Origin of the sequence: Deinococcus sp. NW-56, assembly GCF_002953415.1 — a bacterium.
In the GTDB taxonomy this organism is placed as follows: Bacteria; Deinococcota; Deinococci; order Deinococcales; family Deinococcaceae; genus Deinococcus.
Genome location: NZ_CP026516.1, coordinates 893461 through 915759, shown reverse-complemented (window position 1 = coordinate 915759; position 22299 = coordinate 893461). Strand labels below are relative to the sequence as shown.

27 protein-coding genes are annotated in these 22299 nt (G+C 71.0%); 15 read left to right on the top strand and 12 right to left on the bottom strand.

The features are described 5' to 3' along the window. Window positions 1-4: 4 nt before the first annotated feature. Window positions 5-718: an alpha/beta fold hydrolase gene (locus C3K08_RS04675; RefSeq protein WP_104990243.1), complete on the bottom strand. Its 714-nt coding sequence runs from the start codon at window positions 716-718 to the stop codon at window positions 5-7. After that, window positions 711-1784, bottom strand: a complete 1074-nt coding sequence (locus C3K08_RS04670) for an alpha/beta fold hydrolase (RefSeq protein ID WP_104990242.1) — start codon at window positions 1782-1784, stop codon at window positions 711-713. Before C3K08_RS04670 ends, C3K08_RS04675 begins: the two co-directional genes overlap by 8 nt. Window positions 1785-1893: 109 nt before the next feature. Between C3K08_RS04670 and C3K08_RS04665 the strand changes: the two genes are divergently transcribed. The 5 genes from C3K08_RS04665 to C3K08_RS04645 all read left to right on the top strand — a co-directional run bounded on the left by C3K08_RS04665 (window position 1894) and on the right by C3K08_RS04645 (window position 6543). Continuing rightward, complete coding sequence (locus C3K08_RS04665) at window positions 1894-3054, top strand: amino acid ABC transporter substrate-binding protein (RefSeq protein WP_104990241.1); 1161 nt, start codon at window positions 1894-1896, stop codon at window positions 3052-3054. 129 nt (window positions 3055-3183) lie between these two features. Continuing rightward, a complete protein-coding gene (locus C3K08_RS04660; protein ID WP_104990240.1) occupies window positions 3184-4044 on the top strand; it encodes a branched-chain amino acid ABC transporter permease in 861 nt (286 codons plus the stop codon). Beyond that, entirely contained in the window at window positions 4041-5018 is a 978-nt protein-coding gene (locus C3K08_RS04655) for a branched-chain amino acid ABC transporter permease (RefSeq protein WP_104990239.1), read from the top strand. The genes C3K08_RS04660 and C3K08_RS04655 overlap by 4 nt, the downstream gene beginning before the upstream one ends. Next, the gene (locus tag C3K08_RS04650; RefSeq protein WP_199776996.1) at window positions 5015-5791 is read left to right on the top strand and encodes an ABC transporter ATP-binding protein; all 777 of its coding nucleotides are present in this window, start codon (window positions 5015-5017) and stop codon (window positions 5789-5791) included. Before C3K08_RS04655 ends, C3K08_RS04650 begins: the two co-directional genes overlap by 4 nt. Then, the gene (locus C3K08_RS04645) at window positions 5788-6543 is read left to right on the top strand and encodes an ABC transporter ATP-binding protein (protein WP_234009166.1); all 756 of its coding nucleotides are present in this window, start codon (window positions 5788-5790) and stop codon (window positions 6541-6543) included. The genes C3K08_RS04650 and C3K08_RS04645 overlap by 4 nt, the downstream gene beginning before the upstream one ends. A 47-nt stretch (window positions 6544-6590) precedes the next feature. Here the strand turns inward: C3K08_RS04645 and C3K08_RS04640 are convergent, their stop codons facing one another. Further along, window positions 6591-7346 (bottom strand): alpha/beta hydrolase, encoded by a 756-nt coding sequence (locus C3K08_RS04640; protein WP_104990237.1) that lies wholly within the window; start codon window positions 7344-7346, stop codon window positions 6591-6593. 53 nt (window positions 7347-7399) lie between these two features. Here C3K08_RS04640 and C3K08_RS04635 point away from each other — a divergent pair, with 53 nt between their 5' ends. Then, window positions 7400-8590, top strand: a complete 1191-nt coding sequence (locus C3K08_RS04635) for a class I SAM-dependent rRNA methyltransferase (RefSeq protein WP_158679848.1) — start codon at window positions 7400-7402, stop codon at window positions 8588-8590. 65 nt (window positions 8591-8655) lie between these two features. Here the strand turns inward: C3K08_RS04635 and C3K08_RS04630 are convergent, their stop codons facing one another. Then, window positions 8656-9348, bottom strand: a complete 693-nt coding sequence (locus C3K08_RS04630; protein WP_104990236.1) for a Crp/Fnr family transcriptional regulator — start codon at window positions 9346-9348, stop codon at window positions 8656-8658. A gap of 20 nt (window positions 9349-9368) precedes the next feature. Here C3K08_RS04630 and C3K08_RS04625 point away from each other — a divergent pair, with 20 nt between their 5' ends. The 3 genes from C3K08_RS04625 (at window position 9369) to C3K08_RS04615 (ending at window position 12133) form a co-directional block, all read left to right on the top strand. Further along, window positions 9369-10127, top strand: a complete 759-nt coding sequence (locus tag C3K08_RS04625; RefSeq protein WP_199776995.1) for an ABC transporter ATP-binding protein — start codon at window positions 9369-9371, stop codon at window positions 10125-10127. 217 nt (window positions 10128-10344) lie between these two features. Then, complete coding sequence (locus tag C3K08_RS04620) at window positions 10345-10836, top strand: fasciclin domain-containing protein (RefSeq protein ID WP_234009165.1); 492 nt, start codon at window positions 10345-10347, stop codon at window positions 10834-10836. Between the two features lie 79 nt (window positions 10837-10915). After that, the gene (locus C3K08_RS04615; RefSeq protein ID WP_104990233.1) at window positions 10916-12133 is read left to right on the top strand and encodes a VanW family protein; all 1218 of its coding nucleotides are present in this window, start codon (window positions 10916-10918) and stop codon (window positions 12131-12133) included. Window positions 12134-12182: 49 nt separating this feature from the next. On the opposite strand, the gene C3K08_RS04610 is transcribed toward C3K08_RS04615, so the two are convergent. Then, window positions 12183-13277 (bottom strand): NADH:flavin oxidoreductase/NADH oxidase, encoded by a 1095-nt coding sequence (locus tag C3K08_RS04610; protein WP_104990232.1) that lies wholly within the window; start codon window positions 13275-13277, stop codon window positions 12183-12185. Window positions 13278-13369: 92 nt separating this feature from the next. Between C3K08_RS04610 and C3K08_RS04605 the strand changes: the two genes are divergently transcribed. Continuing rightward, a complete protein-coding gene (locus C3K08_RS04605) occupies window positions 13370-13786 on the top strand; it encodes a GNAT family N-acetyltransferase (RefSeq protein ID WP_104990231.1) in 417 nt (138 codons plus the stop codon). Here the strand turns inward: C3K08_RS04605 and C3K08_RS04600 are convergent. From C3K08_RS04600 to C3K08_RS04585, 4 genes are all read right to left on the bottom strand, one after another. Further along, window positions 13783-14472, bottom strand: coding sequence for a hypothetical protein (locus C3K08_RS04600; protein WP_158679847.1), 690 nt, complete (start codon window positions 14470-14472; stop codon window positions 13783-13785). The two genes, C3K08_RS04605 and C3K08_RS04600, sit on opposite strands and share 4 nt — an antisense overlap. Window positions 14473-14592: 120 nt before the next feature. After that, a complete protein-coding gene (locus tag C3K08_RS04595) occupies window positions 14593-15381 on the bottom strand; it encodes an ABC transporter permease (RefSeq protein WP_104991921.1) in 789 nt (262 codons plus the stop codon). Beyond that, window positions 15378-16181 carry an ABC-2 family transporter protein gene (locus C3K08_RS04590; RefSeq protein ID WP_104990229.1) on the bottom strand — a complete coding sequence of 268 codons (804 nt, stop codon included), beginning with the start codon at window positions 16179-16181 and terminating at the stop codon, window positions 15378-15380. The genes C3K08_RS04595 and C3K08_RS04590 overlap by 4 nt, the downstream gene beginning before the upstream one ends. Window positions 16182-16244: 63 nt before the next feature. Further along, entirely contained in the window at window positions 16245-17252 is a 1008-nt protein-coding gene (locus C3K08_RS04585; protein WP_104990228.1) for an ATP-binding cassette domain-containing protein, read from the bottom strand. A 115-nt stretch (window positions 17253-17367) separates the two neighbouring features. Between C3K08_RS04585 and C3K08_RS04580 the strand changes: the two genes are divergently transcribed. Further along, window positions 17368-18102: a hypothetical protein gene (locus C3K08_RS04580; RefSeq protein WP_199776994.1), complete on the top strand. Its 735-nt coding sequence runs from the start codon at window positions 17368-17370 to the stop codon at window positions 18100-18102. Here the strand turns inward: C3K08_RS04580 and C3K08_RS04575 are convergent. Beyond that, the gene (locus tag C3K08_RS04575) at window positions 18061-18546 is read right to left on the bottom strand and encodes an NUDIX hydrolase (protein ID WP_234009164.1); all 486 of its coding nucleotides are present in this window, start codon (window positions 18544-18546) and stop codon (window positions 18061-18063) included. The two genes, C3K08_RS04580 and C3K08_RS04575, sit on opposite strands and share 42 nt — an antisense overlap. Window positions 18547-18630: 84 nt before the next feature. Between C3K08_RS04575 and C3K08_RS04570 the strand changes: the two genes are divergently transcribed. The 3 genes from C3K08_RS04570 to C3K08_RS04560 all read left to right on the top strand — a co-directional run bounded on the left by C3K08_RS04570 (window position 18631) and on the right by C3K08_RS04560 (window position 20288). Beyond that, complete coding sequence (locus C3K08_RS04570; RefSeq protein WP_104990227.1) at window positions 18631-19185, top strand: chromate transporter; 555 nt, start codon at window positions 18631-18633, stop codon at window positions 19183-19185. Next, window positions 19182-19697, top strand: coding sequence for a chromate transporter (locus C3K08_RS04565; protein WP_104990226.1), 516 nt, complete (start codon window positions 19182-19184; stop codon window positions 19695-19697). Before C3K08_RS04570 ends, C3K08_RS04565 begins: the two co-directional genes overlap by 4 nt. 105 nt (window positions 19698-19802) lie before the next feature. After that, the gene (locus C3K08_RS04560; RefSeq protein ID WP_104990225.1) at window positions 19803-20288 is read left to right on the top strand and encodes a CAP domain-containing protein; all 486 of its coding nucleotides are present in this window, start codon (window positions 19803-19805) and stop codon (window positions 20286-20288) included. 6 nt (window positions 20289-20294) lie between these two features. Here the strand turns inward: C3K08_RS04560 and C3K08_RS04555 are convergent, their stop codons facing one another. Next, window positions 20295-21062, bottom strand: a complete 768-nt coding sequence (locus tag C3K08_RS04555) for a 3-hydroxybutyrate dehydrogenase (RefSeq protein ID WP_104990224.1) — start codon at window positions 21060-21062, stop codon at window positions 20295-20297. Between the two features lie 92 nt (window positions 21063-21154). Here C3K08_RS04555 and C3K08_RS04550 point away from each other — a divergent pair, with 92 nt between their 5' ends. Next, a complete protein-coding gene (locus tag C3K08_RS04550; protein WP_104991918.1) occupies window positions 21155-21775 on the top strand; it encodes a Rad52/Rad22 family DNA repair protein in 621 nt (206 codons plus the stop codon). 9 nt (window positions 21776-21784) lie between these two features. Here the strand turns inward: C3K08_RS04550 and C3K08_RS18385 are convergent, their stop codons facing one another. Continuing rightward, window positions 21785-22087 carry a BTAD domain-containing putative transcriptional regulator gene (locus C3K08_RS18385; RefSeq protein WP_234009219.1) on the bottom strand — a complete coding sequence of 101 codons (303 nt, stop codon included), beginning with the start codon at window positions 22085-22087 and terminating at the stop codon, window positions 21785-21787. Window positions 22088-22299 lie beyond the last annotated feature (212 nt).

Genomic DNA, 22299 nt, shown 5'->3' with positions numbered 1-22299 from the left:
TAATTCAGGACAGCGTATCGAGGAACGATTGCAGCAGGGCACGGAAGGCGGCGGGGTCTTCCTGTGGAAAGCCGTGGCCGACGCCGGGCAAGACCATCGCGTCCGTTCCCAGCGCGGCGGCTTGTGCCCGCACCAGCTCCGGCGTGACCAGCGCGTCCAGCTCGCCCCCCAGCACGAGCACGGGCCGCCCGGCGAGGCGCCCCGGCTCCACGCTCCACGCGGCCAGGGCGCGGGCGTTGCCGCTGTAGTGGCTGGGAGCCATCTGGCCCGCGTGGTCCAGCAGCGTGGCGAAGTTGTCGGGCCGGCGCGATGGGAAGAGCGCCCCCAAGCTCATCTCCCGCAGTCCCGCATTGCCGCGTAGCAGCTCCAGCACGGGGTAATTCTCCTCGGGGGTGACCAGGCCAGTCAGGGGAGCCGACGCCGCCAGAATCAGTCCGGCGTAGGCGTCGGGGCGACGGGCCGCCGCTTCCAGCACGACCGCCCCCCCCAGCGAGTGCCCCAGCAGCACCGGACGCGTGACGCCCTCACCCTCCATCCAGCCTTCCAGCCAGTCAGCGTAGGCGGCGATGCCGACCTCGCCCTCGTGAGTCGTCCCCGCGAAGCCGGGGAGGTCGGGGGCGAGGACACGCCAGCCTTCCGGCGGAGCGGCCAGCAGGTCCACCCACCAAGCCGAGGAGGCGAAGTTGCCGTGCAGCGCGACCAGCACGCGCTCAGGCATGGGGCACCTCCCCCGCGCCCGCGAGGTCGGGAGGCGGCGCGGCGGCGGGCAGGGTGTCGTCCAGCAGCCCACGCAGCAGCCCCGCGAAGGGCGCGGTGTCCTGCACGCACCCCAGGTGCCCCCACGCCGAGTCGTACTCGAAGTGGGTGTGCGCCACGCCCGCCGCCCGACTCGCTTCCGCGAAAGCCCGCATCTCGTGCGCGGGGAAGAACTGGTCGCCCCGGATGTTCACAGTCAGCAGGCGTAGGCCCGCGTCCCGCCAGCGGGTGAACAGCTCGGGGCGGGGGGCGACCGCGTGCAGGTCGTGCGTCTGCACCACCCGCGCGATGTCGAGGATGTGCGCGAGGCTGGCCGTCCCCGAGCGCGAGCGCAGGTAAGCCCCAAAGTCGGTGTCCCGGAAGGCCGCCTCCAGCCCGTCTGCCCCCATCCCGAAGAAGGAGATCAGGCGCAGCGCCCCCGCCAGCCCGCCGGTCGGGGCCACGTCGCGCAGCAGCGGCCCGAAGGCGTCGCGCAGGACCGGTCCCGCACACGGGCTGGTCGCCACCGCCGCCACGCGCGGGGCGAGGTCCGGTGTGCGGGCCGCCCACTGGAGGGCCTGCATGCCCCCGAAGCTGGGACCGATCACCGCGTGCCAGCGCTCCAGGCCGAGCTGACGCAGCACCTCCAGTTGCAGGGCGTGGAGGTCGGCGAAGTCCCAGGCCGGAAAGCGGCCGCCCCACGGCTGACCGTCGGGGTGCAGGGTGTCGGGGCCAGTCGTCACGACGGCCGGGTCGTGGACCTGCACATTGGACGGCGTGTTCAGCGCCACCACGAAGTAGCGGTCCGTGTCCACCGCCCGCCCCGGCCCGATCAGCGGTGCCCACCAGCCGGGCGTGCCGTCCTCCGCCTCGCCCGCCGCCTGCCCGGTGCCGGTGTAGTAGTGGCACACCAGCACGGCGTTGTCCCGCGCCTCCGTGGGCTGGCCCCAGGTGCGCCCGCCCAGCCGCACCGGGACCTTCACCCCCCCAAGCGCGGCGTCCACCTCCAGCGTGAACGCCGCGCCCCCCCTGTCCTCGCCTTGTCGCATGTCGCTTCCGAGGGTAGGGGGGGAACGTTACGGAGCGGTCACACCCCCACGGGCGGCTCCCCGGCTGTAACGCGGGCGTGACGCGGCCCAGCTACACTCCCAGACGAACATGAAAAAGATGCTTCTGACGGGCGTTCTGCTCGCGCTGTCCGGCGCGGGCGCGGTCAAGGTGGGCGCACTCCTTCCCCTCTCGGGGGCGGGCAGCGTGTCGGGGCAGGCGGCCCGCAACGGCTACCTGCTGGCGCTGGAGGAGATCAACAAGGCGGGCGGCGTGCTGGGGCGGCCCCTGGAACTGGAATTCGCGGACGACGGCAGCAGCCCCGCCAAGGCCGTGCCCGAGTTCGTCAAGCTGGTGACGGTCGAGAAGGTGGACTTCATGGTGGGCGGGGTCAGCAGCGCCACCTCCATCGCGATCAGCGGCCCGGCCAAGCAGTACAACACCTTCATGGCCTGGATCGGCGCGGCGGCGGTGCCCGTGGAGGACGCCTTCGCGGACCACAAGTACTTCTTCCACTACCACCCGTGGTCCTACTACAACTTTGAAGCGATCCTGGACTACTTCAAGCACCTGCGCGTGACGAAGAAGGCCCGCAACATCGCCATCGCCTACGAGGACGGCCCCTTCGGGTCGGCGGGGATAGGCGACACGGTCGCGGCCTTCAAGAAGGCGGGCTTCAACGTCGTGATGACCGAGAAGTTCAAGACGGGCAGCGGCAACTTCGGGCCGATCGTCTCCAAGGCGAAGGCCGCCCGCCCCGACATCTTCTACTGGGTGGGCTACGACACCGACGCCCTGCCGCTGGCGACCGAGATCAAGCAGCAGAATCTGAACGTGGGCCTGATCTACGGCACGCCTCCCTCGTGGCCCGTCGGCTTCGAGAAAAACCGACTGGCCGACAACGTGGCGGGCCTGAGCCTGTGGCTCCCGACCAGCCCGAACGCCCAGAGCCGCGCTTTTGTCAACGCCTACCGCAAGAAGTTCGGCAACGTGACCGAGGAATACTTCGCGCCGCTGGCCTACGTGAACCTCAAGACGCTGGCCGCCGCCATCAACAAGGCGGGCAGCACCGACAAGGACAAGGTGGCCGCTGCCCTCGCGGCGACGAACACCCAGACGCCCTTCGGTCCGCTGACCTTCACCAAGAGCAACAAGACCCGCTACCAGGGCTTCAAGGCCGGAAGCTGGCTGAGCTTCCAGTACCTCGGCGACGACCGCGCACCCGTCTACCCGCTGAAGTTCGCCAAGAAGACGACGGTCTGGGGCAAGTGAGCCTGACGGGGTCGGTGGTTGGCCCTCTGACCTAGAGCCCGGCCACCGACTCCCCCGCCAGGGCCGCCCGCCACCACCGGGGCGGCTCCCCTTTTGCCTCCTCTACCCTTCTCCCCTACGGAGCCTCGCATGGAACTCTTTTTACAAACCCTGCTCAACGGCCTGCTGCAAAGCGGCATCTACGCGCTCGTCGCGTCGGGGCTGGCGCTGGCGGTCGGCGTGGTGGGCATCGTGAACTTCGCGCACGGCGAGTTCCTGATGATCGGGGCCTTTCTGGCCTGGGCGCTGAGCACCTACCTGGGCGTGGACCCCCTGATCTCGCTGCCCTTCGCCGCGCTCGCCGTCTTCGGCGTCGGGGCGCTGACCTACCGGGTCAGCATCCGGCACGTGCTGCTGGCCCCCGAACTCAACCAGATGCTCCTGACCTTCGGGCTGGGCATCCTGCTGCAAAACCTCGCGCTGATCTGGCTGGGGGGCAACACCCGCACGGTGACGACCGGGTACCAGGGCAGCAGCCTCTCCATCGGGGAACTTAGCGTGGGCGGTCCCAAAGCGATCGCGTTCGGGTTCGCGGTGCTGATTCTGGGAGCGCTGTACGGGGTGCTGTACCGCACCACCCTGGGCCGTCAGATGCGGGCGGTGGCGCAGAACCGCCGGGGCTCGCAGCTCATCGGCATCAACGTGGACCGGGTGTACCTGATCGCCTTCGGGGTGAGCTGTGCGCTGGCGGCGATCGCGGGCGTGCTGGTCGCCGTGCTGCTGTTCGCCTCGCCCACGGTGGGCCTGGTCTTCGCCCTCAAGGCCTTTGCCATCATCGTGATGGCGGGGCTGGGCAACCTGACGGGCGTGCTGTGGGCGTCGGTGGTGCTGGGCGTGTCGGAGGCGCTGGTGCAGACTTACGTGCCGGGCGGAGGCGGCTGGAGTGACGCGGTGTTCTTTCTCTTGATCTTCGCCACGCTGGTCTACCGCTCCTACCGGGGGGCGAAATGAGTCAGGCATTGGATAGAGGCCGGGCCGTGGTCCGCCGCCCCGACGTGCCCCTGCGGTCGCTGCTGCCGCTGGGCCTGTTCTTCCTGCTGGCGCTGGTGTTCCCGTTCCTGCCGCTGGGAGAACGGGCCGAGTACCTGCTCCAGATCGCCTTCTTCACGCTGGTGGCCGGGGTGCTGGCGCTGTCGTGGGACATTCTGGCGCGGAGCGGACAGGTCTCCCTGGCGCACGCCGCCTTTTACGGGCTGGGGGCCTACGGCTTCGCGCTACTGAGCAAGGTGATGCCCTGGTTCCTGGCGATGCCGGTCGCGGCGCTGATCGCCGGGCTGATCTCGCTGATTCTGGGCGCCGTGACCATGCGCCTGAGCGGAATGTACTTCGCCATCGCCACGCTCGCCTTCACTGAGGTCGTGCGGACGATCATCCAGAACCTGCCGGAAGCCACGGCGGGAGGCGCAAACGGGCTGCTCGTCCCGGCGCTGCTGGGCGGGAATGCGCGGGCGCAGTACTTCCTCGCGTTCGGCATCCTGCTGTTCACCGCGCTCGTGAGCCTCGCCATCCGGCGTTCGCGGCTGCACCACGCTTTCGCCGCCATTCGGCAGGGCGAGGAAACGGCGCGGGTGCTGGGTGTCAGCGTCGTGAAATACAAGCTGCTGGCCTTTTTCATCTCGTCGTTCCTGGCCGCGCTGGGCGGGGTGCTGTACGCGGGCAAGACCTTTTTCATCAACCCGCTGGAAACCTTCAGCCTCGCCAACTCCATCGCGCCGCTGACCACCTCGATTTTCGGGGGGCTGTACACCACCCTGGGGCCGATTCTGGGGGCGACGGTGCTGCGCGTGGCCGAGGAAATCCTGCACGCCTACATCAAGAACGGCTACCTCGTGGTGTACGGGCTGGTGCTGATGCTGAGCATCCTGTGGCTGCCGCGTGGGCTGATGGGCCTGTTCAAGCGGGGCAAGCATGGGGGGGACGTATGACGGCGGTGGGTGTGCAGCCTTCAGCGGTGGGCCAGGGTGACGTGGTGCTGCGGGCCGATGGCCTCAGCAAGCGGTTCGGGGGCCTTCTCGCCGTGCAGAACGTCAGTTTCAGCCAGTACGACGGCGAGATTCTGGCGGTGATCGGGCCAAACGGGGCGGGCAAGACGACGCTGCTGAATCTGCTGTCGGGGGTCTACCGCCCCAGCAGCGGGCGGCTGCACCTGCTGGGACGCGACGTGACGCAGGAGCCGATGGAAGCGCGGTGTCACGCGGGGCTGGGGCGGGCCTTCCAGATCGTGCGGCCCTTTCCCGAGATGACCGTGCACGAGAACGTGACGGTGGGAGCGCTGTTCGGCAAGCGCGGCGTGACGCTGGGGCAGGCGCGGGAGCGGGCTTACGACCTGCTGGAACGCACCGGCCTCGCCGCCCACGCCGACAAGGAGGCCCACGAGCTGACCCTGCTGCAAGACAAGCGGTTGGAGGTCGCCCGTGCCCTCGCGACGCAGCCGCGCGTGCTGCTGCTGGACGAGGTGATGGCCGGGCTGCGGCCGGGGGAGGCGCAGGAGGCCGTGGGGCTCGTCCGCAGCGTGCGCGACAGCGGGGTCAGCGTGCTGTTCATCGAACACATCATGCCGGTGGTGCGCGACCTGGCCGACCGGGTCGTTGTGATGGACCAGGGACAGGTGCTCGCCGAGGGCACCTACCGCGAGGTCACGGCCAACCCGCAGGTGGTTGCCGCATACCTGGGCACCGAGGAAGGACTTCACGCATGACGGCGACACAGATGAATCCGGCCGCGAGCCGCACCCAGGGCCAGGAACTGGTGATCGAGAACCTCGCCGCCGGATACGGCAAGGTGCAGGTGCTGTGGGACGTGAGCCTGCGGGTGGCTCCCGGCGAATTCGTCGCCATGATCGGGGCGAACGGAGCGGGCAAGACGACCACGCTGCGGGCGGTGAGCGGCGTGGTGAAGCCCTCGGCGGGGCGCATCACGCTGGGCGGGCGGGACATCACGCGCTCGGCGCCCTCGCAGATCGTGGGGCTGGGGCTGGGGCACGTCCCGGAAGGCCGCGAACTGTTCCCGCTGATGACCGTGCGCGAGAACCTCGAACTCGGCGCGGCGATGCGGCCGGAGGCGCGGGCGGTGCAGGCGCAGACGCTGGCGCACGTCTACGAACTGTTCCCGCGCCTCAGCGAGCGGGCCGGGCAGCTTGCCGGAACGCTCTCGGGCGGCGAGCAGCAGATGGTCGCGGTGGGCCGGGCGCTGATGAGCCGTCCCTCAGTGCTGGTGGTGGACGAACCCTCGCTGGGCCTCTCGCCGCTGATGACCCAGACCGTGTTCGAGGCGCTGAAGGCCGTCAACCAGGAGGGCGTGACCGTCCTGTTGGTCGAGCAGAACGTGGGCCTGAGCCTCAAGCTCGCGCACCGAGCCTACGTGCTGGAAAACGGGCAGGTCGTGAAGGAGGGCAGCGGAGCGGAATTGCTCGCAGACCCGGCGGTGCGGGAAGCGTATCTGGCGCTGTAGGTAGCGGGAATAGAAGGGGGCCGGGAGATGATCCCCGGCCCTCTCTCCTATCCCCCCGTCACAAACCGCCCCGTCTCCTGGTACAGCCTCTCCACCGCCTCCAGCGAGTCGAAGGTGTGGTTCGCGCCGGGAATCGCCACCGCGTCGCAGCCGAGGGCCTGGGCGTAGCGCACCCCGAAGTCGGGCGGGCAGACCGTGTCGGCGTCGCCGTGGAAGACGCGGGCGACCCCGCCCCAGCGGGCGGCGGCCTCCAGGGGCTGCACGCGGGGCATCTCCAGCAGGAACTCGCGGCCCAGCGGCCAGCCGCCGTAGTCGCGGATGACCGGGGGGGCGTAGCCGCCGCGCAGGAAGCCCAGCCACAGCTCCGGCAGGGCAGGTGCCCACAGCGCAAGTCGGTGGGGCCGCACCCGCTCGGCGGCGAGGGCCGCGACGAGGCCCCCCATGCTGAAGCCGAGCAGCATCACCCGCTCGGGGTCGAGCATGGGCAGGCCGCGCACGTACCCGAAGGCGGCCTCCGTGTCCTCCACCTCGCGGGCGACCGTCATCTCGGAGAAGTCTCCCTCCGACTCGCCGCTGCCGCGAAAGTCGAAGCGGAGGGACGCCACCCCCCGCGCTGCGAGATACCGCGAGAACAGCGGCAGCAGGCGGTGGTCCCCGGCCCGGTTGCCGGTAAAGCCGTGCAGCATGACCACGCTGGGCCAGCCCTGCGCCGGGCGCCCGCCCCCCAGACTGTGTTCCTCTGGGACGTGCAGCATCCCGTAGACCCGCTGGCCGCCCACCACGAACTGCGCGAACTGTTCCATGCGCCCGATGATGGCAGAGCGGGCACCCCCCCGGCCCCTGCTAGCCTGCACCCATGACGAAGGCGAGCAGGTTGGCAAGCGTGACCCTGAAGCCGGGGGCGGTGCGGCGCATCTCGGGCCGCTACCCCTTCGGGCACGCGGGGGACATCGGGGAGGCGGGGCCGGGGATAGAGGCGGGCGAGGTCGTGGACGTGCGGGCACCCGACGGGTCGCTGATCGGACGCGGGTACTTCAACCCGCAGGGCGCGACGCCGCTGCGGATGCTGACGTGGACGCCGGGCGAGGCGATTGACCTCGCCTTCTACCGCTCGCGGGTGCGGGCGGCGCTGGCCCGCCGCGAGGGCCGCATCGAGAACACCGATGCCCGCCGCGTCCTGTACGCCGAGGCCGACGGGCTGCCCGGCGTGGTGGCCGACCAGTTTGGGGACGTGCTGAGCGTGCAGCTTCGCAACGCAGGGGTGGAGCGCCACCGCGACCTGATCCTGCGGGCGCTGCGCGAGGAGACGGACGCGACCTCGGCCTTCGAGCGCAGCGACACGGGCGAGCGCCGCCGTGAGGGGCTGGAGCTCCGCACGGGCGTGCTGTGGGGCGATGTACCGGAGCGCGTGACCTTCCACGAAGATGACCTCTCGCTGCATTTCAGCCCCTTCGACGCGCAGAAGACGGGCTTTTTTCTGGACCAGCGCGACAACCGGCGGCTGATGCGTTCGCTCGCAGCGCCCGGCGAGGGCTTTCTCGACGTGTACTCGTACACCGGGGGCTTCAGCCTGCACGCCGCGCGGGCGGGGGCGAAACCCGTCGCGCTCGACAAGGACCAAGCGGCGCTGGGGGTGCTGGAGCGCGAGGCCCGCGAGAACGGGGTGCAGGTCGGCGTGCGCTGGGGAGACGCCATCGAGACGCTGACGGCGTTGGAGCGCGAGAAGCGGACCTTCGGGGCGGCGGTCCTCGACCCGCCCACCCTCGCCAAGCGCAAGGAGGATGTGCCCCGCGCCAAGCGCATCTTCACCGACGGCAGCGCCCGCGCCCTGCGGATGCTGCGGCCCGGCGGCCACCTGCTCGTGAGCACCTGCGCCCACTACATCCGGGTGGACGACCTGCTCGACGCGGCCCGCGTGGCGGCGGGCGAGGCCGGGTGCGGCGCGGAGGTCGTGGCGATCACCTACCAGCCCGCCGATCACCCCCACCTGCTGAGCGTGCCGGAAAGCCTGTACCTCAAGAGTGTGCTGCTGAAGAAGGAGGCGTAGGCGTCACGGGAAAGGCGGAGGGCCACCGATGGGAGCCTTCCGCCTTTCGTGTAGTCCTCTTTCTCTCAGTCCGCGTCCGCCGCCTCCAGCGACACCTGATCGAGCGCCGCCGGGTTGAGGAGGGTCACGCTCTGGGGACCCACCCGCAGCAGGCCGTGGCCCTCCATGCGCTTGAGGACACGCACGACCGTCTCACGGCTGCTGCTGGTGCGGGCCATGATGTCGGCGGTGGAGAGGGGCAGCACTTCCGGGCGCGGCACCCCCGCCGCCACCCGGACCGCGTGGAGGTGGCCGAAGACGTGGGCGAGGGCGGCTTCGGTATTTAGCCCGAAGGCGATCAGCTCGTCGTTCAGGAGGGTCACCCGGCGGGCCAGCATCTCGGCGAGGTTCCACAGCACCTTCGGGTGGTGACGCAGGATCAGCTCAAAGTGGCTGCGGTACAGCATCAGGGTGCGGACCTCCTCCAGCGCCCGCACAGACGCGCTGCGCTCCTGCCGGGCCAGCACCGACGTTTCCCCGATCACGCCCGGTGCGTAGAGGTCGCCCAGCACCCGCTCGCGGCCCCCCACGCTGACGCGGCTGACCCGCACCACCCCGCGCGTGACGAGGTGCATCGCCTCGCCCTGGGCGTCCTGCTCGACGATCAGTTCACCGCGCCGGAAGTGGCGGGGGGTCACAATTCCGGCGGCCTCGCGCACCGCGTCCTCCGGCACGCCCTGGAACAGCGGCGAAGTTCTCAACTCGTCCAGAACCGACATCTCAGGCCGCATGCTAGAGCATGCCCCGGCCCCCGTGTTGTCCCCGGCCGGGGCACGCCCCTTGCGCTACAGTGCCGCGCGTGACCGCCGCTCCCTCTGCCCCGCCCCCCGCCCTGGAAGCCCGCGAGGTGCGGCACGGCTTCGGGGACCAGATCGTGCTGCACGGAGTCTCGTTGGTGGTGGGGCCGGGCGAGGTCGTGGCTGTCTCGGGGCCGTCGGGGAGCGGCAAGAGCACGCTGCTGCACCTGCTGGGCGGGCTGGACACCCCCCAGGGCGGCGAGGTGTGGTGGGCGGGCGAGCGGGTGGACCTTCTCGACACCCAGGCGCGGGCGCGACGGCGGGCCGGGCGGGTGGGGCTGGTCTTTCAGCACCACTACCTGCTCGACGACCTCAGCGTGCTGGACAACGTTCGGGTGCCCGCGCTGCTGAGTGGCGAGGGGGGCGAGGAGCGGGCGCGGGAGTTGCTGGAGCGGGTGGGCCTGGGGGACCGGGGGCGCGACCTGCCCGGTGTGCTGTCGGGCGGCGAGCGGCAGCGGGTGGCCCTGGCCCGTGCGCTCGTGACCCGCCCCGCCATCGTCCTGGCCGACGAGCCGACCGGGAGCCTCGACCGGGCGAATGCCGACCGGGTGGCCGAACTGCTCCTCGGCCTCGCGCGGGAGGAGGGGTCCGGGGTGCTGCTGGTCACCCACGACGAGCGGCAAGCAGGGCGGGCAGACCGGGCGCTGCACCTCCTCGACGGGCGAATTGAGGAAGAAGAGCGCGGCCACCACGCCCTTTGACCCTCCCGGCCTGAGCGTTCCCTGTATCTCCTGTTAAGAGGCCTTGTGGGCGCGGGATTGTACGGCCCCGTACCCCCCGGACAGCAGAGGCCGCTTACGCTGCGGGAGCCTTCCAGGCTAAGGGAACTCATCAATGCGAGGTCGGGCGCCCGGTTCGGGAGGGACAGGCCCTCCCCGGCGTCGTCCCTGCTGGAAGCGGACTCCAGGGAGGTCTACCGTGAAGCAGCGCCTGATGTGGATCAGCACCGTGCTCCTGCTCGCCTCGCCCGCCGTCGCGGGGGGCGGCCAGAGCGTGCCTGCGGGCAACACCATCGCCGCGATCGTCTCGAACGATCCCAACTTCAGCACGCTGCTCGCAGCGGTGCAGGCCGCCGGACTGACGCAAACGCTGTCGCAGCCCGGCCCCTACACCGTCTTCGCCCCGACGAACGCGGCCTTCGCCAAGATTCCCGCCGACCAGCTTCAGGCCCTGCTGAACAACCCCGCGCAGCTCCGCGCCGTGCTGCTCTATCACGTCGTGCCCGGCCGGGTGACCGCCGCACAGGTGACGCGCCTGAGCAGCGCCCGCACTGTGCAGGGCGCCAACGTGCGCATCAACGCCAGCGGCGGCACGGTGCGGATCAACGACGCGACCGTCACCCGCGCGGACGTGCGGGCCAGCAACGGCATCATCCACGTGATCGACACGGTGCTGCTTCCCCCCAACTGACCGGGCGCGGCAAGGAGGGGGTCAGGCCCGAAGTGGCGACTGACCCTCTTCTCGTCCCACCCTTCCGGAGGACGCCACGATGACTCTTCCTTTGACCCTGCGGCGCGGGGCCAGGCGGCTCGCCCTCCTCGCGGGCGCCTTGCTGCTGACCGCCGGGCAGGCTCCCCCGGTGTCACCCAGCGTGGACCGGGAGCTGCGGCCCCAGACCCTGCAATTGAAAGTCGTGGCGCCCGAGCCGGTGCTGAGTGGCGGCAAGATTCGCTCCCGTGACGTCGTGCAGACCCACACCCTCACCCTGAGTGCGCAGGAGCGGCGCAGGCTGCGTGAGGGGCAGGTGACGGGCGACCTCGCCGTGCGGCTGGAAGGGCTGTATGCCCAAATCGAGGCGCGGCGGCCCCGTGACGCCCGCTTCGTGCGGGAGGGCGGGAGATGGATCGCGCAGGCCCGGACCGGGTGGGCGGTGCGGCGGGGTCCCACTGCCGAGCGGCTGCGGGCAGCGCTGCTGGCGGGGCGGGGGGAAGCGACGGTCGCCCTGCGGCTCCTGCCACCCGACCGAACGGTGGCCGAGCTGCACTCGCGCGGCGTGACCACACACCTGACGACCGGGGGGTCGAGCTTCGCGGGCAGCCCCGACTTCCGGGTCCACAACATCCGGGTGGGGGCAGACCGCTTTCAGGGGTTGTGGCTGGAGCCAGGCACGGTGCTGGACTTCAACCGGACGGTAGGGCGCATCACGGCGGACCGGGGCTTCGTGCCGGGCTACGTGATCACCGGGGCGAGCCTGACGATGGAACCCGGCGGCGGCATCTGTCAGGTCAGCACGACCGTTTTCCGGGCGGGGTACCAGGCGGGGCTGGAGGTCGTCGAGCGCCACCAGCACTCCCACCACGTCGCCTACTACGACCCGCCAGGCTTCGAGGCGACGGTCTACGCTCCCGCCAAGAACCTGCGCCTGCGCAACGACACCGCCGCGCCGCTGCTGATGCAGGTGGAGTGGAATCTGGAGGCCGGGACGCTGGAGGTCCACCTCTTCGGAGCGCCCCCCGACCGCGAGGTCACGGTGTCCGCGCCGCAGGTGCGTTCCACGGCGCTGGCACCCGCGCCCACCTTTGTCGTGGACCCCGCCCTGCGCCCCGGCGAGGCCCGGCGCCTCGACATGCCCGCTGCCGGGATGAACACGCAGATCGTCCGCCGCATCACCCGGCGCGGCCAGACCACGACCGACCGCACCAGCAGCCAGTACCGGCCCTGGGGAGGCGTGTTCGCGGTTGCGCCGGGAGACGCGCGGCTGCGCTAAGTGAGAAGGGGGAGCCGCGCGAAACGGCTCCCCCTTCTCCCCAAGCTTCCTACCACCCAGCCCGCGCGTACACGTCGGGCAGGGGCGGCGTCATGCCCAGGGTGCGGGCGGCCCGCTGGGGCCAGTGGGGGTCGCGCAGGAAGGGGCGGCCCAGCGCCACGAGGTCGGCATCGCCGTTCTGGAGGATGCCCTCGGCCTGCTCGGGCGTCTCGATCATCCCGACCGCCATCGTGAGGAGATCGGGCACCTCGGCCCGGACGCGGGCGGCGAAGGGCACCTGATACAGCGGTCCCACGGTGATGCGCTGCGCGGTGGTCAGGCCCCCGCTGCTCACGTCGAGCACGTCCACGCCCTCGTAGCGCAGCAGCGAGGCGAGCTGGACGGTCTGGTCGAGGTCCCAGCCGCCCTCCGCCCAGTCGGTGGCACTCACCCGGACAAAGAGGGGCAGGTGCATGGGCCACGCCGAGCGCACCGCCCGGACGACCTCCAGCAGCAGGCGGGTGCGGTTCTCGAAGGAGCCGCCGTACTCGTCGGTGCGGGTGTTGGAGAGCGGCGAGAGGAACTGGTGCAGCAGGTAGCCGTGCGCCGCGTGAATCTCCACGGCGTCAAAGCCCGCCACGACCGCCCGCCGCGTCGCCGCCGCGAAGTCGGCGACCACCCGGCGGAGGTCATCCCCGGTCATCGGGGCGGGCGCCGGGTACAGCTCGTGAAAGCGCTCGCCGTCCGGCCCGATGACCTGCCAGCCGCCCAGTTCGGCGGGCACCGCGCCGCGCCCACGCCAGGGCGCATAGGTGCTCGCCTTGCGCCCCGCGTGCGCGAGCTGCACGCCGATCAGGGAACCGTGGCGGTGCACGAAATCGGTGATGTGGCCCAACGGCACGATCTGCTCGTCGGCCCACAGGCCCAGGTCTTCCGGGCTGATGCGGCCCTCCGGCGAGACGGCGGTCGCCTCGGTGACGATCAGCCCGGCCCCACCCAGCGCGAACTGCCCCAGGTGCGTGAGATGAAAGTCGTTTGCCACCCCGTTCTGGGCGCTGTACATGCACATGGGCGAGACGACGGTGCGGTTTTTCAGGGTCAGGGTGCGGAGCTTCAGGGGACTGAACAGCAGGGGAGCCGGGGCGTCGGCGGGGGGCGTCGTCATGGGGGAAAATCTAGCGCGGGTGGGGAGGTACCCGCGCAGGCCAGGCCAGATGGCCGAGGCCGAAGGGCGGCCCGCCGGGGCAGGCTGGGGCCATGCGTCTCACCGACTCTCTGGAAGGCCTCACGCCAGACGACTTGCAGGGCTTTTTCGTGGGCTGGCCCAACCCGCCCTCCCCGGAGACCTTTCACCACCTCCTCGCCGGGTCGTACCGGATCTCGCTCGCCTTGGACGAGCGCGGGCGCGTCGTCGGCTTCGCGCAGGCGATCAGCGACGGGGTGCTGACGGCCTTTATCCCGCTGCTGGAAGTGCTGCCGGAGCACCAGGGACAGGGCCTCGGGACCGCGCTGATGCGGCATCTGCTGGAGCAACTCGGGCACCTGTACGCGGTGGACCTGAGCTGCGACGACGACGTGGTGCCCTTTTATGAGCGGCTGGGAATGGAGCGGGCGAATGCGATGTACCAGCGGAACTACGCGCGGCAGAGCGGAGTGCCGGAGGAAAGCCGCTAGCGTCGCCGGGCCTGCCACCGCTCGTGGGCGGCCTGGGCCTGCCGCTCAGCCTCCCGCCAGAGGGCGGCCTCCAGCACGGCAAGGTCGGGAGCGGGACCGGAAGCTGGGCGGCGGTAGTCGGTCGCTTCCAATCGGGCGAGCAATGCGGGAAAGGTGCGCCCGGAGGCCAGCGCTGCATCCAGCACAGCTTCCTCGTCGGCACGGGAAGCCGCCGCGACCAGCTCGCCATTGAGCCGGGCGAGGGCTTGCAGATCGGCCACCGTCGCCGCGTAGACCCAGGGGCCATGTTCCCCCAGCAGGGCGAGGAGGCCCGACCACTCGCCGCGCAGGACCACGTTCAGCACCTCACGGGCCGGAATCTCGGAGGGCAGCCAGGGCCGCACCGTGAGGAGGTCGGCGGCCAGCCCCCTCTCCCCCGCCAGTTCCGCCCCCACCCGCGCGGCGTCGGCGGGCGAAAACACGTCGTGCAGTTCGGTGAGGTGCGAGAGGCGGGCACGGGCCTGGGGCGAGAGCTTCAACGATCGGGGCCGGGGTTGACCCAGAGCGGTCCACACGGCCCGGCGCAGGTCGGCATCCTCCATCTCGGGGAAAGCGGCCGACACTTCCGCCAGCGAACCCGGCGGAGTCGGCCCCGGCCAGTTCAGCCCCGCCCGAGTGAAAGCGGCGGACCAGCGGTCTTTGCTCACCGCGCCTCCCTCCGATTCCAGAACAGCCGGACGGGACACCGGCTGTTCTTCCATCTCCGCGAGCCGCTGTCCCTTGTCTCTCGCTCCCCTCGGGCTCGGCTTCGCCTCACCGCAAGTTCCTCAACTGCTCGCGCTCGTGTAGCTCGCCACGGCCTTCAGCCAGAACAGCCGTGTCAGCACGAAGGCGGCGGCGGCCACCAGCGGCGAGGCCAGCGCCAGCGCGGGCGTCAGCGTGCCCGTCAGCGCCTGCGCGGGCACGGTGGTGACAAAGGCGACGGGCACCACGAAGGTCAGCAGCGCCCGGATGGGCACCGGAAAGGCCGTGACCGGAAAGCGGGCCGCGCCGAACACGCCGTTGAACAATTCCGAGGCATTCTGCGTCTTCACGAACCAGAAGGCCGTCGTGGAGAGCGCCAGCCAGATGCAGTACACGATCACCACCGCTGAGAGGTACAGCACCGCCGCCCCCGCGAGGCCGCCCGCCGTCACCGTCAGGTGCGAGGCGGCGTAGGCGATCAGCCCCAGCCCGATCAAGAGGTCACCCGCCCGCAGCACGTTGAGGTGCCGGGTGCTCACCCCGAACTGCGCGTCCAGCGGCTTGAGCAGCGTGAAATCCATGCTGCCGGTGCGGACGGCCTCCGCGATCTTGCTCATGTTGGGCTGGATAAAGACGCTGATCACGCCCTCGGTGAGCATGAAAAAGCCCGTCACCAGCAGCGCCTCGTGAAAGGTCCACCCGCCCACCGTGTCCGTGCCCGGCTGCCCGAACAGCACGCCGATGCCCAGCAGGGCCACCCCCACTTCCCCCAGGCTGGCGAGCACCGCCCCCACGAAATTGGCCCGGTACTCCAACTGCGCCGAGAGCGTGGCCCCGGTAAAGAGGCGCATCAGCCGGAGGTAGCGGGTCACGCCCCCACCGCCCCGTACTTGCGCAGCCCCAGCCGCCACACGGCCAGCCGCACGAACCAGAACACGATCAACCACGCCCCCAGCACCAGTGCGCCGCGCCCGGCATCGGCCAGGGACGCCTTGCCCGCGAGGAGCTGCGCCGGGAGACCCAGCATGTACGGAAAGGGCGTCCAGGCCGCAATATTCTGTATCCACTGCGGGTAGAAGGCGAGCGGCGCGAACATGCCGCCCAGCGCGGCGTACAGCAGCCAGACGAGTTCCTGAAAACTGGTGCTCGACTCAGTCCAGAAGGCCAGCAGCCCGATGGTGTACTCGTACAGAAAGCGGGCGCTGAAGCCCAGCATCGCCAGCCCGAAGGCGGCGAGGTAGTTCAGCGGCTCGGTGCTGAAGCTCGCCCCCGCCAGCCACGCGAAGAGGGCCACCAGCCCCAGCATCGCGGGAAGGCGCACCACCCGCTCGGCCACGTGCGCGGCGTAGTGCTCCCACAGGGGGTCCAGCGGGCGCAGCAGCTTGGGCGAGAGGGTCCCCTGCCGCACCTCCATGTCGAGTTCCCACGCCACCCACACCACCAGCAGTTGTCCGGTCACCCAGATGCCCAGGAAATAGGAGGCGAACTCGGCGGGCGTGTAGCCGCCCACCTTCCCGTCCGGGGCCGATGCCGCCTGCGCCATCCACACCAGCATCATCACCAGGGAGAGGGTGCCGGAGAGCATCCAGATGACGACCTCGGCCCTGTACTCCACCATCTCGGCGAAACGGGTGGAGAACAGGACGCGGACCTTGCGCCAGGCGGCGGTCATGGGTGGCCCCCGTGGCGGACGCGGTGCGCGGTGGGCGGGACGCAGGGAAGAGGCACCGCCCACCTACCCACGCACGGCCGCCTTTCCCCCGAACAGCTCCGCCATCACCGCTTCGATGGGGGGGTCCTCCACCGTCAGGTCGGCCACGTCGAGGTCGGCGAGCAGGCGGGCCGCGCGGGGGCTGACCTCGGCGCGGGGAACGGTGAGTTCGGCGCTGAGGCCGTCCACCTTCACGTCCGAGCCGTAGGCGGCGAGAGAGGCGGCCTCCACCGGGCGGCGCAGTTGCAGCCGGACGGTCTTGCCTCCGCCTCCCCGCTCGACCAGCCGGGCGAGGTCGCCATCAAAGACGAGCTGGCCCTGGTCAATGACGAGAATGCGGCGGGCCAGCGCCGTCACGTCGGCCATGTAGTGGCTGGTCAGGATGACGGTCGCCCCGTAGCGCTCGTTGTAGTCGCGGATAAAGGCCCGCACCGACTCCTGCATGTTCACGTCGAGGCCGATGGTGGGTTCGTCCAGAAAGAGCACCCCTGGGCGGTGCAGCAGTGCGGCGGCGAGTTCGCACTTCATCCGCTCGCCCAGCGAGAGCTTGCGCACCTGCTTTTTCAGGATGCCCGACAGCCCCAGCACCTCGGTGAACTCGTGCATGGTGGCGCGGTACTGCGGATCGGGAATCTCGTAGATGGCCTGATTGACCAGAAAGGAGTCGAGCGCCGGGAGGTCCCAGATGAGCTGCTGCTTCTGCCCCATCACCAGCGTGATGCGGCGCAGGAACTCGCTCTGGCGGCGCCTGGGCTCGAACCCGGCCACCCGCACCTCGCCCCCGCTGGGGTGCAGCAGCCCGGAGAGCATCTTGAGGGTGGTCGTCTTGCCTGCCCCGTTCGGCCCCAGGAAGCCCACCACCTCGCCGGGCGCGAGGTCGAAGGAGACGCCGCGCACCGCTTCGACCTCGCGGGACTGGCGGCTCACGAAGGAACGCAGGCTGCCCAGAAAGCCCGGTTCCTTCTCGTGGACGGTGTAGCTCTTGCGCAGGTCACGGACGTGCACGGCGGCGTCCGGGGTGGGTGTGGTCATAGGTGTCTCAGGGTACGCGCTGGGCAGGAGCGGAGAATGCGGCAAAGCGCCTAGCCGCCCGCTAGAGTCCCCCCATGTGTTCTTGCCACCTCTTCACCATCACCCAGGCCCCCGCGTGAAGCCCTGGGAGTTGCTGGGCCGCGCCATCATTCCCGGCACTGACGGAGAAATGCGGCTCTCGCGGCGGGGGGACGAATTCTCCATCCACCTCAGCACCCAGACGAGCGAGCTGATGAACAGCCGGATGCACGCCTCGGAGGATGCGCTGGCCGACCTCGCGTGCGCGGCCATCGCGGGCCGGAGCCGACCACATGTGCTGGTGGGTGGGCTGGGGATGGGCTTCACGCTGGCGGCGGCGCTGCGGGGGGTGGGACCGGGGGGCGTGGTCACGGTGGCCGAACTCGTGCCCGAGGTCGTGGAATGGAATCGGGGGCCGCTGGGCGAGTGCGCGGGGAGGCCGCTGGACGACCCCCGCACCCGCGTTCATGTGAGCGACGTGGCCGAGCTGCTGCGCGGGGGCCACAGCACCTACGACGCCGTGCTGCTGGACGTGGACAACGGCCCGGAGGGGTTTACCCACCACGGCAACAACTGGCTGTATTCGCCCGCTGGCTTGAGCGCCGCCCGGCTCGCGCTCAAGCCCGGCGGGGTCCTCGCGGTGTGGTCGGCGAGCGGGGACAGCCGCTTCACTGCTCGCCTGAACCGCGCCGGATTCCGGGTGGACGTGCGAACCGCCCGCGCCCGCCCCGGCAAGGGAGCGCACCACACCATCTGGCTGGCCCACGCCCCCGGTCCGGGGCAGGGGCGTTCAGGGCCGGGCGGAGGTCGCCAGCGGTCCACGCGCCCTTAGCCACTCGGCGGCCCACGCGCCGGGCTGCCCGCGCATGGGGGGCAGATGGTCCGGGCTGAAAAAGGCCACCTCTACGCCTTCTACCCCATCCGGGACGGGCGTGCCGTACCAGTCGGTGACGAGATACACCGCCGTGTAGAAGTACGCCTCGTCGCCGTTGGACACCCGGCGGTGCCCGGTCGTCAGGAGGTCGAGCAGCTCCGCCCCGCGCACCTCCAACTCGGTTTCCTCGCGGACCTCGCGGCGCATGGCCTCCAGCGGCGGCTCCCCCAGTTCGCACAGGCCGCCCGGCACCGCCCACACGTCCCGACCGGCGAGGTGTTGGAGCAGGAGTTCACCCCGGTCATTGAGAATCAGGCCGACCGCGCCCATCAGATTGACGGGGCGGGTGCCGATCAGTGAGCGCAGGGAGGCGATGTAGTCGGGGGGAGCAGAATCGGTCACGGTGGGAGCAGGCTAGCGTGGGGGCCGGGCTGTTCCCGCCGCAGTCACGGCCAGGGCCGGGGGGCGTGGGCGTAGCCTCTGCCCATGACGCCGTCGGAAACCACCCCCACGCCCCTCGCCCTCGCGCGGATGTTCGTGGGAGTGGCCCTGGCGGGGATCGGCGGGGGCCTGCCCGCCCACACGCGGCGGGCACTGCTGGCGCGGGGCTGGATGACCGAGGAGGGATTCGCGGAGACCTTTACCCTCGCGCAGCTCACGCCGGGGCCGAACGCGGTGAACCTCGCAGCGATGGTGGGGGCGCGGCTCTCGGGGCGGCTGGGAGCGCTCGCCAGCGTGCTGGGGGTGCTGACGCCGGGCCTGCTGGTCATGCTAGCGGTCAGCGTGCTGACGCTAGGGGGGACCGGGGACCTCTCCCCCACCCTGCAAAGTGCGCTGCGGGGCGCGGCGTGCGCGGCGCTGGCGGTGCTGCTGACCGCCGCGCTGCCCGTCGTGCGGGTGGGCTGGGGGGTGCGGGGCGGCCCGGCGGTGGTGGGGCTGACCTTCCTGGCGCTCGGCGTGCTGCGGCTGGACCTGCTGCCCGTGCTGCTGGCGATGGTGGGGGCCGGACTGCTGCTGCACCGCCCCCGGAGGTCCGGGTGACCGGGCTGTGGGCGATGTTCCTGGCCTACGTGCGGCTGGGACTGATCAGCTTCGGGGGCACCAACGTCGCGGAGATGGAGCGGGTGCTGGTGGGTGAGCGGGGCTGGATTGACGCGGGCACGCTGGCGAATGGCTTCGCGCTGGGGCAGCTCATGCCGGGGCCGAACACGCTGGCGGTCACCCACTACGGGTACGCTGCCGCTGGCCTCGCCGGGGCACTCGTCGCCACCCTGGGGTTCTACGGGCCGACGGCCTTGATCGGGGCGGTCGCGGCCCTCGCGTGGGAGCGGCACCGGGCCAATCCGTGGGTGGTCGCGTTTCGGCAGGCGCTCCTGCCCTTCGGGGGCGGGGTGGTGCTGGCAGGAGCGCTGGTGCTGGGGCAGACCAGCATCACGTCGTGGGCAGGAGTGGCGGTGGCGGTCGGCGCGTTTCTGCTGCTCTGGCGGACGCGGGTGAACAGCGCGGTGGTGGTGCTGGGAGCGGCGGTGGTGGGGGCGCTGCTGGGGTTGTGAGGGGGCAGGGGCTGCACGCTTTCGCCTCTTACCATCCCCATCCCCTCCCTGTCTGCACCCCGTTTCACTTCTCAGCCTGAAGTCAGTCCTTATGCTGCCGCCATCATGCTTCGTGCCCAACTCACGATTGCGGCGGGGATGCTCGCGGCGCTGGCTTCCTTTTCCGCAGTAGCGCAGTCGCCCGCCGAGGCGCAGGTGCTGGCGGGGCTGAACGCAGCGAGGGCACAGGGTGTCACCTGTCCGGCCAGCGGACGGCGGCCCGTCGCGGCGCCGCTGATGCCCAGTTCTGCCCATGCCCTCGCCGCGCGGAACCAGGCGGGCTACATGAGCAGCCGCGCGGGGGTCACGCACGCGGGAGCTGGGGGCACCACCCCGCGCATCCGGGCGGCCAGCGTGGGCGTGCAGGCGGTCAGCGTGACCGAGATCATCTACATGGGGACGGGTCCGCAGTCGGCGCTGAACTGGTGGCTCGCCTCGCCGCTGCACTGCGCGATCCTGACCGACGCCCGCTACACGCACGCGGGAGCGGCCGTGGTGCAGGGGTCGCGCGGAACGGCGTATGTGGTGGTGCTGAGCAGCCAGCCGAAGTAGGGCGGGTTACCGCGCCGTCCACCCCAGATCGAGGTCCAGCACCGCGCCCGTCATTCCCCACGCGGCGGGGCTGACGACGTAGCTGGCGAGGGCCGCGATGTCCTCCGGCTCCAGCAGCCGCTTGATGGCGGCGGGTTCCAGCATCACCTTCTGCTCGACCTCCTCGGGGCTGAGGCCACGCGTGCGGGCCTGGTCCGCGATCTGGCCCTCGACCAGGGGCGTGCGGACATAACCGGGGCAGATCGCATTCACGGTGAGGCCCTGCTCGCCCGCCTCCAGCGCCGCCGTGCGCGTGAAGCCGATCACGCCGTGCTTGGCGCTGATATACGCGCTCTTGAAGGGGCTGGCGACGTGCCCGTGGATGCTCGCCACGTTCACGATGCGGCCCTGGCCGGAGCGCGTGAGGTGTGCCCAGGCGTACTTGCTGAGCAGGAAGGGCGCCGTGAGCATCACGTGCAGCATGGCGTCCCAGGTGTCTTCGGGAAAGTCGGGGATGGGGTCGATGTGCTGAAAGCCCGCGTTGTTCACGAGCACATCCAGGCCGCCCAGCGCCGCCACCGTCTCGTTCACCGCGCGGCGGCAGTCGGCCCGGCGGGAGAGGTCGGCCCCGATGAAGGTCAGGCCGTACTCCTGCGCCACCTCGCGGGCCTGCGGGCGGTCGAGGTCGAGGACGGCCACGCGCAGGCCGTCCGAGTGAAGCCGCCGGGCGATGGCGAGGCCGATGCCGCTGGTGCCGCCCGTGACGAGGGCGACGCGGGATTCCTGAGGGGTCATGCGCGGAGTGTAGTGGGAGGGCGTCACGGGGGCGTTGCAGTGCGCCTGCTTCTGTCCATATCGAAAAAGAGGGTATGGTTTAGGGTATGGACGTGACGTATGCCCAGGTGAAAGATCGTCTCGCGGCCCCCTTTCCGGCGGCGCGGGTCGCCTGGAAGCCCCAGACAGTCAGCCGGGACCGTTCCTCGGCGCTGATGGTGGCGTTCGTGGACGCCCGCACGGTGATGGAACGGCTGGACGACGTGTGTGCGGGCGAGTGGAGTTTCGACGTGAAGCTCTCTCCGGGGCAGCCGGGCCAGCCGCCCACCGCCCGTGGCCGCCTGACCGTGCTGGGCCTGACCCGCAGTGACGTGGGCGAAGCAGACGAGGGTGAGGCCGGAACCCTCAAGGCCGCCGCCTCGGACGCCCTGAAGCGCTGCGCGGTGCATTTCGGGGTGGGGCGCTACCTCTACGACCTGCCCCGCACCTGGGTCGCCTGGGATGAGGGCCGCCGCGCTCCCCTCGACCCGCCCCGGCTCCCCGAGTGGGCGTTGCCTGAAGAGGAACGCACGCCGGGCGCGGCCCACGTGCTGGGGGCGCTCGACGCCCTGCGAACTGGACTCCCACAGGACGTGGGACAACTGCGCGAGGTCTACCGCCACCTCCGGGCGGCGCTGGACACGGTGGAGCGGGCGGCAACCGCGCCGGAGGCCACGGCGAGCTTGAGGCTGTAGTCAGCGCCCTCAGTGATCCTGCCCCGTCAGCGCCCGGTGCAGCGCCGCCGTCTCGGGCAGCGGGCTGAGGCCCAGCTCGGCCAGCGCCGCGCCCAGGGCCGCATACGTCCGGGCGGCGGCGGCGGGGTGGGCGCGGGCATGGTGCGCCCGCATCAGCGCACGGGCGGCGGGCTCAAAGGCGGGGTCGAGGGTCAGCGCACGTTCGGCCAGCCGCGCGGCGAGGTCCGGCGTTCCGGCCCGCAGCGTGACCTCGGCTTCCTCGCCCAGGGCTTCGGGGAGGCGGGCGGCGTAGCGTTCGGCCTCGGCCTGCACCGCGTCGAGGTCGCTGCCCGCCAGCTCGCCGGGGAGGGCGAGGAGCGACCCCGCGCGGCCAGGCGTGCCGGGGGAAGCGTCCAGCCAGGCCCGCGCCCCGTGCAGGTCCACCGTCAGGTCGGGGCCGGGTTGCAGCCGCAGCCAGTCGCCGCGTTCCAGGAAGGTGCCGCTCGCCACGCCCTCCTCCAGCACCTGCCCCAGCGCGTGCAGGG

Bases quoted from the DNA above. Each gene is read 5' to 3' on its own strand.
- C3K08_RS04570 (WP_104990227.1), top strand. From the start codon at position 18,631: ATGACGCCGTCGGAAACCACCCCCACGCCCCTCGCCCTCGCGCGGATG.
- C3K08_RS04560 (WP_104990225.1), top strand. From the start codon at position 19,803: ATGCTTCGTGCCCAACTCACGATTGCGGCGGGGATGCTCGCGGCGCTG.
- C3K08_RS04625 (WP_199776995.1), top strand. From the start codon at position 9,369: ATGCCCCGGCCCCCGTGTTGTCCCCGGCCGGGGCACGCCCCTTGCGCT.
- C3K08_RS04670 (WP_104990242.1), bottom strand. From the start codon at position 1,784: ATGCGACAAGGCGAGGACAGGGGGGGCGCGGCGTTCACGCTGGAGGTG.
- C3K08_RS04605 (WP_104990231.1), top strand. From the start codon at position 13,370: ATGCGTCTCACCGACTCTCTGGAAGGCCTCACGCCAGACGACTTGCAG.
- C3K08_RS04635 (WP_158679848.1), top strand. From the start codon at position 7,400: ATGACGAAGGCGAGCAGGTTGGCAAGCGTGACCCTGAAGCCGGGGGCG.
- C3K08_RS04665 (WP_104990241.1), top strand. From the start codon at position 1,894: ATGAAAAAGATGCTTCTGACGGGCGTTCTGCTCGCGCTGTCCGGCGCG.
- C3K08_RS04615 (WP_104990233.1), top strand. From the start codon at position 10,916: ATGACTCTTCCTTTGACCCTGCGGCGCGGGGCCAGGCGGCTCGCCCTC.
- C3K08_RS04650 (WP_199776996.1), top strand. From the start codon at position 5,015: ATGACGGCGGTGGGTGTGCAGCCTTCAGCGGTGGGCCAGGGTGACGTG.
- C3K08_RS04590 (WP_104990229.1), bottom strand. From the start codon at position 16,181: ATGACCGCCGCCTGGCGCAAGGTCCGCGTCCTGTTCTCCACCCGTTTC.
- C3K08_RS04655 (WP_104990239.1), top strand. From the start codon at position 4,041: ATGAGTCAGGCATTGGATAGAGGCCGGGCCGTGGTCCGCCGCCCCGAC.
- C3K08_RS04660 (WP_104990240.1), top strand. From the start codon at position 3,184: ATGGAACTCTTTTTACAAACCCTGCTCAACGGCCTGCTGCAAAGCGGC.
- C3K08_RS04555 (WP_104990224.1), bottom strand. From the start codon at position 21,062: ATGACCCCTCAGGAATCCCGCGTCGCCCTCGTCACGGGCGGCACCAGC.
- C3K08_RS04640 (WP_104990237.1), bottom strand. From the start codon at position 7,346: ATGGAACAGTTCGCGCAGTTCGTGGTGGGCGGCCAGCGGGTCTACGGG.
- C3K08_RS04675 (WP_104990243.1), bottom strand. From the start codon at position 718: ATGCCTGAGCGCGTGCTGGTCGCGCTGCACGGCAACTTCGCCTCCTCG.
- C3K08_RS04630 (WP_104990236.1), bottom strand. From the start codon at position 9,348: ATGTCGGTTCTGGACGAGTTGAGAACTTCGCCGCTGTTCCAGGGCGTG.
- C3K08_RS04585 (WP_104990228.1), bottom strand. From the start codon at position 17,252: ATGACCACACCCACCCCGGACGCCGCCGTGCACGTCCGTGACCTGCGC.
- C3K08_RS04610 (WP_104990232.1), bottom strand. From the start codon at position 13,277: ATGACGACGCCCCCCGCCGACGCCCCGGCTCCCCTGCTGTTCAGTCCC.
- C3K08_RS04645 (WP_234009166.1), top strand. From the start codon at position 5,788: ATGACGGCGACACAGATGAATCCGGCCGCGAGCCGCACCCAGGGCCAG.